Here is a 12,902-nt window from a genome sequence, read left to right as displayed (position 1 = left end):
ATTTCTATTTTCTAATTTCTTTAATTCTTGCAGCTTTACCTGATAAACCACGTAAGTAATGAAGTTTAGCACGACGTACTTTACCAATTTTAGCAACTTCGATATGATCAATAATTGGACTATGAATTGGGAAAGTTCTTTCTACACCTACTTGGTATGAAATTTTTCTAACAGTAAATGTTTCAGAAATACCTTTACCTTTTCTTGCAATACATACCCCTTCAAATAATTGGACTCTGAATTTGTCACCTTCCTTGATTTTAACGAATACTTTTAAAGTATCACCAGGTTTAAAATCAGGGATGTCATTTCTCATTTGTTTTTTTGTAATTTGTTCAACTAATTGTAAATTCATCTCTATTTCTCCTTATCAAAATTTTGTCTTCAGTGTTCATTCGATTAACCAGCGGAACACCTGCGTCATACGACTTGTCCATTATATACTATACTATTTTAAATTGCAATCATTTTCTTTGATTTTTTTCAACATTTCTATACTTTCCTGGTCGAATTTGTAATCTTCTAATAAATCTGGCCGCCGCAAATAGGTCTTTTTTAAAGCTTGATATTTTCGCCATTTACGAATATTTTCATGATGACCGCTCATCAACACTTCTGGAACATCATTGCCATCATAACTAGCAGGACGGGTATATTGAGGATATTCAAGAAGTCCCTGACTAAATGAATCATCCTGATGACTAGCTTGCCTTATCGCACCATCTAACAGTCTAATAACTGCATCACTAACCACCATACTACCTAGTTCACCACCTGTTAAAACATAGTCACCAATTGAAAGTTCCATATCAACATAATCACGAATTCGTTCATCAAAACCTTCATAGTGGCCACAAATAATTATTAATTGTTTCTTTTTAGATAAATCAACAGCAACCCCATGATTTAAAGTAACTCCTTGGGGTGACATTAAAATAATAAAGCTTTCATCACTAGCAATCGATTTTAAACATTCAACAATTGGTTCACACATTAAAACCATTCCTTGCCCACCACCATAAGGATAATCATCTACATGTTTATGTTTATCTTTGGAAAATTCTCTAAAATCATGAAGATTTACAGTTACTAATCCCTTTTCTAGCGAACGTTTAATAATTGAAGTTGTTAAAAAACCAGTGAACATTTCAGGAAACAGTGTTAAAATATCAATCTTCATCAATAAACCCTTTTATTAATTTAATCGTTATTACTTTATTTTCTAAATCAACTTCATGAATAAAAGCATCTACATAAGGAATTGCAATTTTTTTACCGTGATTATCAATATTTAAAATATCATGAGCAGTATTGTCATATACTGAAGTAACAATACCAATTTCTTTACCTTCTGTACTAACTGCTTTCATCCCTACTAAATCACTATAAAAATATTCGTCTTCATCTAATAAACTTTGATCTTTTTCACCATAAACAAATGAACCAACATATTTTTCAATCAAGTTAATATTTTGATGATTTTCAAAAGAAACCAAATAATTACCTTTATGCATTCTTACAGTAGCGATTTTTAAAACAATCTCTTGATTTTGTGATTTTATTGTTAAATCATTTCCGACTTTAAAACGTTCATCAGCAAAATCACTATTTGAGCGGATTTTCACTTCACCTTTAAGACCATGAGTCCCCACGATCTTTCCAACTTTAATTTTGTCCATATTACCTCCAAAATAAAAGATGTGCTAAGCACATCTATTTAGTCATACGATTCAAACTTAATATCTAATTTTTTGTCAGTCATTCGACCAGCTACTGACATTAACTGTCTAATTGAATTAGCCATTACTCCCTTTCGTCCGATTAATCGTGCAATATCACTTTTTGCTGAATAAACATATAATACTACAACGTCTTCATCTAACGAAGGCATCTGACGAACTTCTAAATGCTCTTTGTCATTTACCAATTCAATTGCGATATCTTTTAGAATCTTTGCATAATCCATGATTATTTACCAGATTTTGAATCAGCGAATTTTTTAATAATTCCTTCTTTAGATAATAAGTTTTTAACAGTATCAGATGGTTGTGCTCCGTTATTTAACCATTTTAATACTTCTTCTTCTTTGATTGTAACTTTTGCAGGGTTAGTGCGTGGATCATAAGTTCCTAATAATTCAATAAAACGCCCATCTCTTGGTGCTCTTGAATCAGCTGCTACAATTCTATAGAAAGGTGCTTTTTTTGCTCCCATTCTTAATAATCTTAATTTTACTGCCATTTATATTTCCTCCTATTTATTACTTTTTTAATTTGACTTAATCAATTTAGCATATAAAAAATAAGGTGTCAAGCATTTTTACTTAACACCTTTAATTTTTTATCTTTTTTTCTTTTTATGACGAATTTTTTTACGATTAGCATTACCAACATGAGGATTTTTTCTTGAACGACCAGGCATTGGCATACCAGTACTTGGATCTAAATTACCTAGTTTTTTCATCATTTTCTTAGATTCCTCAAATTGTTTTAATAAACGGTTGACTTCAGCAATATCTTTTCCGCACCCTTTAGCAATACGTTGTTTTCTTGACAATGTAATAATACTAGGATCACGACGTTCCTCTTTAGTCATTGAATAAATTATTGATTCAGTAACTTTTAAACGTCGTTGTGATTCATCGTCGTCAATTTTTGGCATTTTAGGCATTCCAGGAATCATTTTCATAATTCCAGATAATGGACCTAATTTTTGAATCTGATGCATTTGTGTCAACATATCATCTAAACCAAATTGTCCAGTTTGCATCTTTCTAAATGCTTTCATCGTATCTTTTTCATCATAGACATCTTGTACTTTTTCAACTAAAGATACAACGTCTCCCATTCCTAAGATACGATCAGCCATTCGATCAGGATAGAATAAATCAATTGCATCAAGTTTTTCACCAGTACCGATGAATTTAATTGGTACATGTGTAATATGACGAATTGATAAAGCACCCCCACCACGAGAGTCACCATCTAATTTAGTTAAAACTGCCCCAGTAATTCCTAGTTGTTCATTAAATGAGCTAGCAACATTAACAATATCCTGTCCTGTCAAAGCATCAACAACTAATAATATTTCATGAGGATGAGCAATTTCTTTGATATTAGCTAACTCATGCATCAAAGGCTCATCGATATGTAAACGCCCAGCAGTATCGATAATGATTACATCATTATTATTTTCACGAGCATATCCTAAAGCTTCTTCTACAATTGATTCAGCAGATTGACTTGTTCCCTTTTCATAAACGGGAACATTTAACTGTTCACCTAAAGTCTTTAACTGATCAACGGCAGCTGGACGATAAATATCAGCAGCAACTAATAATGGTCGTTTACCATGCTTTTTAGCAATTAAATTAGCAATTTTACCAGAAGTTGTTGTTTTACCAGACCCCTGTAACCCTACCATCATAATGATAGTTGGTTTACGATCATAATTAATTTCTGAAACAGTTGTTCCAAGTAAAGTAACTAATTCATCATGAACAATTTTTACAACAACCTGTCCTGGTTTCAAAGAACCTAAAACATCTTGTCCTAAGGCCTTTTCTTTAGTAGCTGCAATGAATTCTTTAACTACTTGATAGTTAACATCAGCCTCTAATAAAGCTAAACGAATTTCGCTTAGCATATCTTCCATATTTTTTTCAGTTAAACGCCCTTGTCCAGAAAACTTCTTTATCGTTCCCTGCAGACGTTCTGATAACGAATCAAATGCCATAAATACCCCTTTCTATATCTTCCTTAGCATCTCTAAGTATTCTTCTACATCTTTATGTTCACTAGCTATATCATCTTCAATTCTTTGAATTAAGTCAAGTCTTTCTTGATGTTTTTTCATCAATTGCAATTTTTCTTCATATTTTTCTAAACTATGAACTGCTTTTTTTAAATTATCATAGACTGCATTGCGACTAACATTTAAAATTTCAGCTATTTCTGATAGTGAATAATCATCTTGATAATAATATTCTAGATATAGTTGTTGTTTTTGTGTTAATAATTCACCATAACAATCAATCAATAGATTTACACGTTGTGTTTTTTCTAAACTAGATTCCATTTTTAAGCCTCTACTAAATTTTTACACAATCCATAAATATATTGTTCAAGATCAAATTCTTGTAAATCATCAACACTTTCACCTAAACCAATGAATTTTACTGGTATATTTAACTGATCTTTGATTGAAAGTACAATACCACCTTTAGCAGTACCATCCATTTTAGTTAAAACGATTCCGGTAACATCAGTAATCTTAGAAAACTCGATTGCTTGAGAAACACCATTTTGTCCTGTTGTTGCATCAATTACTAGTAATGTTTCTTGTGGTGCATCAGGAATTTCTCGTTTAATAATACGATTCATTTTTTCTAATTCTTTCATTAAATTAACTTTATTTTGTAACCGTCCGGCAGTATCACAGATTAAAACATCAACATTTTTTTCTTTAGCTTGTTTTAAAGCATCATAAACAACAGCTGAAGGATCGCCACCTTCTTTACCTTTAACAATATCAACGCCAACCCGGTCAGCCCATACTGCTAATTGATCAATTGCCCCAGCTCTAAATGTATCACCAGCGGCAACCATAACTGACTTTCCTTCATCTTTCATGATTCGATGAGCTAGTTTTCCAATAGTTGTTGTTTTTCCAGCTCCATTTACTCCAACCATTAAGATAACTGTTAAACCTTCTTTAGCATAATTGATTTTTGTTGTCATTACACTATCATTAGCATAAATAACAAACATTTTATCAATGATAATTTCATTAATTTCTTTTGGATCAGTAATATTTTGTAATCTGACTTCGTTTTTTATTTCAGAAACGATTTTTAAAACCATTGAAACACCAACATCAGACATAATCAAAACATTTTCTAATTCTTCAAAATATTCATCATTTATTTCTCTAAAACGTGCTGCTAATTCATTAATACGATCAGATAAAGTTGTATTAGAACGATCTAAACCAGCAACATATTTTTCATTTTGTTTGGCTGATTTACCAACAAACTTTTCTTTTATTTGACTAAAAAAACCCATATTACCCTCCTTAACTTGGATCAGATAAATCAATTGCTTCTTCTAATTTTACACTTACTAATTTAGTGACCCCTTTTTGTTGCATTGTTGCACCATAAAGTAAATCGCATTCTTCCATTGTTCCTTCACGGTGTGTTACAACTATAAACTGTGTTGTTGATGAAAATTCTCTTAAATATTTAGCAAAACGCTCAACATTGGCAATATCTAAAGCTGCTTCAACCTCATCAAGAATACACATTGGAATTGGTTTAACTCGTAAAATTGCAAATAAACAAGAAATAGCTATTAAAGCTTTTTCACCACCAGAAAATAAAGAAATGTTTTGAACCGCTTTACCCGGTGGCTGTACATCAATATCAATTCCTGTTTCTAAAATATTAGTTGGATCGCTATATTTTATTTTAGCCTTACCACCACCAAATAAACTTCTAAAAACATGATTGAATTCAACGTTAATTTTCTCAAATGTTTCTGAAAAACGAGTAACCATTATTTCATCCATTTCTTTAATTGCTGCTAAAATACGATCTTGAGCTTCAAGTAAATCAATTCTTTGAGTATTCATATTTTCATAACGTTCACTAATTACTTTGTATTCCTCGATTGCATCAAGATTAACGTTTCCTAATCGTTTTATTTGTGTTCTTAAATCATAAACTTCCTCTTTAGCTTGTTCAACATTAATTTCTTCTTGATATTGTTCAACAGCATATTCATAAGTCATATGATATTCATCATTTAATCGTGTTAAATAGTTATTAAGCATTGTTTCTAATTTAGTAGCTTTAATAGTGTTTTCGTTAATTGCATTTTGAATATCTTTTTGATCTTTACGAATTGTTCTAAGCTCAACATCTAAAGCTTCATTTTCATTAGCGTAAGCCATACGCATCTCACGTTTACTTTTAATTTCTTCAGTTAACATATCGCGATATTTAATCGCTTCATTTAGCTGATCAATTAATTTATTTTCGGTTTTACCGGATTTAAAATCATCTAATTCAATACTTTGTTCTGTCAATGATTCATATTCGGTTTTAGTTTTAATCAACTCTTCTTTTTTACTTTGAACTACTACTTCAAGTTTAGCATAAGCCATTTGTTTTTGAAGTAAGATATGTGAAACATCTTTAATTTCATTATCTAAAGCGTTGTGCAATTTTCGCTTTTTTACAAATTCTGTTTCTTGTTGTTCTAAAGTAATAGCTAATTGTTCTAATTCTCGTTTTTGTACTAACGAAGAACGTTGCTGATTAATACTTCCACCCGTTAAAGAACCACCTACATTTACAATATCTCCTTCAAGAGTAACAACTCGATAACGAGCAAAAACTGCTTTACTAATTGCGTTAGCTGTCTCTAAATCTTTAGCGACAATTATGTTTCCAAGCTGATTTAAGACAACATTACCAATTTTATCATCATAAGTAATGAAATCACTAGCTACTCCTAAAAAACCAGCCATTGTGTTACATACTTCTAAATGTTCTAAACGAATTTGTCGTGGTTTCATTGTTGATACTGGTAAAAATGTTGCTCTCCCTGCTTTGTTATTTCTTAAAAACTTAATTGTTTCACGAGCAGTTTGATCATCGCTAGTTACAACAAATTCAATGGCCCCTCCTAAAGCTGAAGAAATAGCCAGTTCATAACCCTTTTGGGTTGTAATCAATTCACCTAAAACACCGATAATATTACGATTACTTTTCGCTAAATTTAATACGGTTTTAATACTTTGATGATAATTAGATTTATTTTCAATAGCATCTAACAGTATTTCTTTTCTTGATCTGTTTTTGTTGATTTGACTTGATAATTGATTTAATTCATTTTTTAACTCTGTTAATCTTTTGTTTCGATTTTCCTGATCACGAGTTAATTGTTTTAAATCTTGTTCCGTGCTATTTAAACGCTCAACTCGATCGTTGTATTCATTTACAATATCACTTAAAATTGCTTTCATATTAGCAATATTTTCTTGTAAATTTTCTTTGCTTGCTGATTGTAAAGCATGTTTTCTTTTTTGATCGATTTCTACTTTAGCAGTTTCTAATTTTGATACATTAGATACTGCTTCTAATAACTTACTTTGTAATGAATTTACTTCTTGATCTAATTGATACATTTTCTTTTTTATATCATCATTACTATTTTCTTTCATTAAAATGTCAGCATCTAATGAAGCCTGCTGCTCATTTAAATCCTTGATTTCTTTACTTAAAACATTAAGGCTCTTTTTAGCTTCAGTAATTTCTTTTACTAGAACATTTACCTCAACTGCTGTTAGTTTTTCTTTAAGCTCAAGATATTTTTCAGCCTTATCTTTTTGCCTTTTTAAAGGACCAACCTGTTTTTCTAATTCAGCTACAATATCTCCAATTCGCTCTAAATTTTCTTTAGTCCGCTCTAATTTACGAATTGACTCAAGCTTTCTTTTTTTATATTTAGAAACTCCAGCAGCATCTTCAAAAATTCCACGTCTTTCCTCTGGCTTATTATCCGCAAAAGAAGAAATATTCCCTTGTGAAATAATTGAAAGTGAATCCTTACCTAACCCTGTATCCATAATCAAATCAACAATATCTTTTAAACGACACTGTTGCTTGTTGATTAAATATTCCGCTTCATTATTTTGTCGATAAAGTCGTCGTGTAATTTCTACTTCATTGTAGTCATATTTCATAAATCTATCACTATTATCAAATACTAATGTTACTTCGGCAAGATTTTGAGCCCGGCGATCTTCACTTCCAGCAAAAATTACATCGCTCATATTAGCACCTCGCAATGATTTTACCGATTGCTCACCTAAAACCCAGCGTACTGCATCAGAAATATTTGATTTCCCACAACCATTAGGTCCAACTATTCCAGTTATCCCTGGTTTAAATTCAATATCAACTTTATCAGCAAATGATTTAAAACCGTGTATTTCGATTCTTTTTAAATACATTTATACCCTCTTTTCACTATCTTAAAATCACCTTACCATCTTCAAAAGCATCAACAATTGCTAATGATTCTACTTGATATCCTTTTTCTTCAATTAATTTACGTCCATCTTGGAACCCTTTTTCAATTACTATTCCAACTCCAGCTACACTTGCACCAGCTTGATTAATAATATCAATCAAACCTAATACTGCTTGTCCATTAGCCAAAAAGTCATCAATAATTAAAATATGATCATCTTTATCTAAATATTTTTTACTTACAATTGCATCATAATCAATTCCTTTTGTAAATGAATGTACTTTAGATGTATATAAATGAGTACTTGTTGTTTTAGCTGTTCCCTTTTTAGCAAACACAACAGGTACATCATCAAATTCAAAAGCTGTTGCTAGAGCAATACCAATTCCTGATGCTTCAATTGTAAGAATCTTATTGATCTTAACATCTTTAAATCTTTCTTTAAATTCTTTTGCTATTTGACGATATAGTGTACAGTCAATCTGATGATTCAAAAAGCTGTCTACACGCAAAATATCTGGCATAATAACAATTCCGTCTTTTAAAATTCTTTCTTTTAATAATTCCATTACTAGTCCTTTCTATTTAAAGATAACTTATCCTTTAAATCAATAAATTTTCGTTCACTTGGTAATCTTACAATAAATGTAGAACCAACGTCCACTTGAGATATTACATCAATATTACCATGATGTAAATCAATAATTGATTTAACTATTGATAATCCCAAACCATTTCCTTCAACAGAGCGTGCTTTTTCCTCACGGTAGAACCGCTCAAAAATATGTGAAATAACTTCTTTAGACATTCCATGACCGGTATCTTCAATCGATACTTCAACATCACGAGCAGTCTTTTTTACACTGACAGTAACTAAACCACCATTATCAGTATATTTGATAGCATTTGAAATTAAATTGATCCATACTTGTTCTAATCGCTGTTCATCACCATAAATCATGATATCCTTACGAGGCTGCTCAAATTGAATCTCAATATCCTTTAAAATTGCTTGATTTTCTTGAGTAGAAATAACACGATCTAACTGTTCGACAATAGAATATGTGGTAAACTCCAATTCAACATCTTCACGCTCTAACAAAGTTAACTGCAACATATTTTTAGATAACGTTGATAAACGCTTTGATTGAAACAAAATAATGTCAGCATATTTTTGTCGTTGTTCCTTTGGTAAATCCTCTTCTTTTAATATATTAGCAAATCCCTGGATAGCCGTTAATGGTGTTTGAAACTCATGAGATATATCCGAAATAAATTTCTGTCGAATTTCTTCTTGTTTAGCAAGCTGTTGGGCCATCTGGTTAAATCCCTGATTTAATTGCGATATTTCATCATCACCAACGTAATTAACGCGAACACTATAATTACCTTTTGATAATTCTTTAGTTGCTTTTGTTAGTCGCGTAATTGGCTTAACAATGATATCAGCTATCGCTAAAAACACCAGGTTTCCTGATAAAAATACACAACCAAGAATTAACACTGCTGAATTAGCAAAAATTCTTTTTTCATAACTAGTATCTTTTTGGATATATACATAAGCATTGCTATCACCAATTTCAATTAAACTGCCATAAGTTTGATAATTGTTTTCTTCACCATAAACACCATTTTTATTTTCATCAAAATAGTATGACTGCATCTGCTTTTCATCAGGAGCATGCGTAGTTGTCTTACCAAAAGTCAAATAACCAATTTCTGGTGAAAAAATAGTGGTATTAACTTGCGTGCTGTTTGAATATTTACTTAATACATCATTTAATTTAGTTCTATCTGTGCTATTTATCACACTAGCAATAAAATCACTGGTTGCTGATAATTCAGTTTGCGCCATATCATCAATCTGGTCATAATTGCTTTTTAAAGCAATAATCCCTGAAACCGAAAAACTAAAAATAATCGTAATTAAAAAACCACAGATTAGTTTTCCATAAATTGATTTCATCATTCTACTTCGACCTTATAACCTAACCCTCGTACCGTTACTACTTTAAAGCCTGGTAAATGCCCCAAATTTTCACGGATTCTTTTAATATGAACATCGACTGTTCGATCAAAGCCATCATAATCCATTCCCCAGATTTTTTCAATTAACTGTTCCCTACTAAATATCTGATCAGGATGTTTAGCAAGTTCAAAAACTAATTCAAATTGTTTTAATGGTAAATGAATCGTTTCATCATGATAACGAATCTCATACTTATCACCATCAAATTCAACATCATTTAACTTAACAATATTAGAAGTATTTACGCTATAACGTTTTAATACAGCTCGAACTCGTGCCATTAATTCAGTTGGATCGAATGGTTTAACAACATAATCATCAGCCCCTACTGAAAAACCACGCAGCTTATCTTTACTTTCACCTTTAGCTGTTAACATGATTACTGGAATATCCTTAAACTCTTTTAAGTTTTCAACCAATTCAAAACCATCCATTACAGGCATCATTACATCAATGATCCCTAAATCAATATATTCATTTTCAAATATTTCCAATGCTTCTTCGCCATCTCCAGCTTCTAAAACTTCAAAGCCTTCTTTATTTAAATAAAATTTAATTAATTCACGAATGTCTTTTTCATCGTCTACTACTAAAACTTTTGCTTTCAATCTTAACACCTCAATTCATTGTAAGATTATATCATATTTTATTACCTAAACAAATAATCATTTAAAGTTATTTGTTATTTCTAAACCCTAATTTCAAATAATGTATCGATAAATTATAATTGTTTATAAAAATCATTAGTAAACTTTCTTTAAATTAATAATTATGTTATTAAACTTTTAAATGAAAACAACCGTTTTAGTTTTATTAACAAACTTAAATCATATTATTTATCATTTTTGTTTGTTATAATATAACTAGTTATACAAAGGAGTTTTAAAGTGAAAGCAACAATATATTTGAAAGTTTATGAAAACTTTGATATCGATGGTAAAATCATTTATAAAGAGTTAACTAAGGGAGTTGACCAGTATTATTGTAATGCTGGTTATAATTTAACGTGTGAAAATAGTAAGATTATAAAAATTCAAGAAGTAAGCAACAATATTAAATATGTTTCAATTGAACACGAGCAAAACCTAACAATATATTTTAAAGGTATATTAAATGTGCCTTTAAAAACCAGTCAAACTAAAACTAAAAATTATCTAGAAGCTAATATTGAATCAGCTATTATTCCCTTATTAACTAATCTATCAAAAAATGATTATGAAATATTTTTATCTTTACCAGATGATTTTAGAGCTGTTGGCTTTATCAAAAAAGAAAATTACTATTATCGATATTTGACAAAGACTTTTGACATTGCTTTGATTATTTATCATAAAGATGTAGCTTATCAATACTCGTTAGACTCTATAAACATCCTTGCTCATAATTATCATCCGATCGAAAAAATCAAACAAATGGCAAAAATTGCCAATGATATTTATAACAAATACACCAAATTATTTTCACCATGTGCTTTTGATCATGTCAATATCGTTTTAAACCCACGTTTTGATAACGGCGCCTACGTTCGTAATAATCTGGTTTGCTTAGTTGATCAAATTGAAGGATTGGATCAGCAAACATTTTTGCATTTAGCCCATGAAATTTCTCATTTGTGGTGGCAAAATTCTGATTTATTGTTTAATAGTCTTTGGATTGATGAAACATTTGCCCAATATAGTGCCTTATTATTAGTAAAAGAAAAATTTGGATCATCAGTTTATCAACAAATAATTGATCAATTCCAAGCTAAGAGTGCTACAATGGCTTCTCTAGCAAGTATTCAATCTAATATAACTGACCGTTTTGCAATTCATTACTATAAGGGTCCTTGTTTATTTGATGAACTAGCAAAAACTATTGGTGAGTGTCAAATGATCGAATTAATGAAAAAATGTTATCAAGAAAAAATCAGTACTAGTGAACAGTTTTTAAAACTTTGTCCTGAATTTAAAAAATTATATTATCGCTAAAAAGCAGTTTAATGACTACTCATCAAACTGCTTTTATATTTAGCTTGCAGGATCAACTGGAATTAATCCAACTGACTCAATGATCTTGCGACCATCTTCACTATAAATATATTTAAATAAATTTTGTACTTGTTCACTTTGCTCTTCGATAGTTCCTTTTGTTGCCATTACAAATGGTCTTTGTAATGAGTAGCTTCCATCTATGATAGCTTCATCTGTTGCATAAACACCATCGATTGCTAAAGTCTTGATAGAATCATCTACTACATCTAAAGAAACATAACCAATTGCTCCAGGAATAGATCTAACTTTAGCTACAATTGGTCCTGACTCGTTTACTTCATTTGCATACTCACATTTTTCTTCAAGTCCTAATATTTCTTCAAAAGCACTACGTGTTCCCGAACCAGCTTCACGACCAATGACAACAATTGGTAAATCATCACCACCAACTTCTTTCCAGTTTCTAATCTTACCAGTATAAATATCAATTAATTGTTCTTTTGTAAGATTATCTGTCTTATTATCAGTATCAGTTACAATTGCAATCGCATCAATAGCAACAACATTTGAAACTAGACCTTGTTCTAATTCACTTTCTTTTAATTCACGAGATGAATTACCAATATTACTTTTCCCATTGATTACAGCTTCAATACCAGCACTTGAACCAGTAAACTGGGGTTCTAAACTTAACTCTGGATAATCATAAACAACACCATCTTTAATAGCATTTACCATTTTTTCCATTGAAGTTGAACCATTTAAACTGATTTTTTGTGTTTCGACATCAGCAGAAGCTGATAATCCAATCATTGCAAAGCAAACTGCTAATACAACAATTACTATTCCAAATTTTTTCAT

Annotated in this window: 14 protein-coding genes; 1 reads left to right on the top strand and 13 read right to left on the bottom strand. The window is 30.6% G+C overall.

The genetic code is table 11. The annotated features are described in order from the left end of the window. Window positions 1-4: 4 nt before the first annotated feature. The 12 genes from rplS to B5E92_RS00455 all read right to left on the bottom strand — a co-directional run bounded on the left by rplS (window position 5) and on the right by B5E92_RS00455 (window position 10,676). Entirely contained in the window at window positions 5-355 is a 351-nt protein-coding gene (gene rplS / locus B5E92_RS00510) for a 50S ribosomal protein L19 (protein ID WP_087298454.1), read from the bottom strand. A gap of 93 nt (window positions 356-448) precedes the next feature. Further along, on the bottom strand, window positions 449-1,180 hold the full coding sequence (gene trmD / locus B5E92_RS00505) for a tRNA (guanosine(37)-N1)-methyltransferase TrmD (protein ID WP_087298453.1): 732 nt from the start codon (window positions 1,178-1,180) through the stop codon (window positions 449-451). Further along, entirely contained in the window at window positions 1,170-1,679 is a 510-nt protein-coding gene (gene rimM / locus B5E92_RS00500) for a ribosome maturation factor RimM (RefSeq protein WP_087298452.1), read from the bottom strand. The genes trmD and rimM overlap by 11 nt, the downstream gene beginning before the upstream one ends. A 38-nt stretch (window positions 1,680-1,717) precedes the next feature. Then, window positions 1,718-1,966 carry a KH domain-containing protein gene (locus B5E92_RS00495; RefSeq protein ID WP_087298451.1) on the bottom strand — a complete coding sequence of 83 codons (249 nt, stop codon included), beginning with the start codon at window positions 1,964-1,966 and terminating at the stop codon, window positions 1,718-1,720. 2 nt (window positions 1,967-1,968) lie between these two features. Continuing rightward, window positions 1,969-2,241 carry a 30S ribosomal protein S16 gene (gene rpsP / locus B5E92_RS00490; protein ID WP_003538218.1) on the bottom strand — a complete coding sequence of 91 codons (273 nt, stop codon included), beginning with the start codon at window positions 2,239-2,241 and terminating at the stop codon, window positions 1,969-1,971. A 99-nt stretch (window positions 2,242-2,340) separates the two neighbouring features. Then, window positions 2,341-3,735, bottom strand: coding sequence for a signal recognition particle protein (gene ffh / locus B5E92_RS00485; RefSeq protein WP_087298450.1), 1,395 nt, complete (start codon window positions 3,733-3,735; stop codon window positions 2,341-2,343). A 12-nt stretch (window positions 3,736-3,747) separates the two neighbouring features. Further along, the gene (gene ylxM, locus B5E92_RS00480) at window positions 3,748-4,077 is read right to left on the bottom strand and encodes a YlxM family DNA-binding protein (RefSeq protein WP_087298449.1); all 330 of its coding nucleotides are present in this window, start codon (window positions 4,075-4,077) and stop codon (window positions 3,748-3,750) included. A 2-nt stretch (window positions 4,078-4,079) separates the two neighbouring features. Next, window positions 4,080-5,063, bottom strand: a complete 984-nt coding sequence (gene ftsY, locus B5E92_RS00475; protein WP_087298448.1) for a signal recognition particle-docking protein FtsY — start codon at window positions 5,061-5,063, stop codon at window positions 4,080-4,082. A 10-nt stretch (window positions 5,064-5,073) separates the two neighbouring features. Further along, window positions 5,074-8,019, bottom strand: coding sequence for a chromosome segregation protein SMC (locus B5E92_RS00470; RefSeq protein WP_087298447.1), 2,946 nt, complete (start codon window positions 8,017-8,019; stop codon window positions 5,074-5,076). 16 nt (window positions 8,020-8,035) lie between these two features. Next, window positions 8,036-8,608, bottom strand: a complete 573-nt coding sequence (locus B5E92_RS00465) for a xanthine phosphoribosyltransferase (RefSeq protein WP_087298446.1) — start codon at window positions 8,606-8,608, stop codon at window positions 8,036-8,038. 2 nt (window positions 8,609-8,610) lie between these two features. Next, a complete protein-coding gene (locus B5E92_RS00460; protein WP_087298445.1) occupies window positions 8,611-10,008 on the bottom strand; it encodes a HAMP domain-containing sensor histidine kinase in 1,398 nt (465 codons plus the stop codon). Continuing rightward, a complete protein-coding gene (locus B5E92_RS00455; protein ID WP_087298444.1) occupies window positions 10,005-10,676 on the bottom strand; it encodes a response regulator transcription factor in 672 nt (223 codons plus the stop codon). The genes B5E92_RS00460 and B5E92_RS00455 overlap by 4 nt, the downstream gene beginning before the upstream one ends. A 279-nt stretch (window positions 10,677-10,955) precedes the next feature. Here B5E92_RS00455 and B5E92_RS00450 point away from each other — a divergent pair, with 279 nt between their 5' ends. Beyond that, on the top strand, window positions 10,956-12,038 hold the full coding sequence (locus tag B5E92_RS00450; protein ID WP_087298443.1) for a M1 family aminopeptidase: 1,083 nt from the start codon (window positions 10,956-10,958) through the stop codon (window positions 12,036-12,038). A gap of 39 nt (window positions 12,039-12,077) precedes the next feature. Here the strand turns inward: B5E92_RS00450 and B5E92_RS00445 are convergent, their stop codons facing one another. After that, window positions 12,078-12,902 carry a phosphate ABC transporter substrate-binding protein gene (locus B5E92_RS00445; protein WP_087298442.1) on the bottom strand — a complete coding sequence of 275 codons (825 nt, stop codon included), beginning with the start codon at window positions 12,900-12,902 and terminating at the stop codon, window positions 12,078-12,080.

This window comes from Erysipelatoclostridium sp. An15, assembly GCF_002160675.1.
Taxonomy (GTDB): Bacteria; Bacillota_I; Bacilli_A; order Erysipelotrichales; family Coprobacillaceae; genus Thomasclavelia; species Thomasclavelia merdavium.
This window is presented reverse-complemented; position numbering and strand designations above follow the sequence as displayed.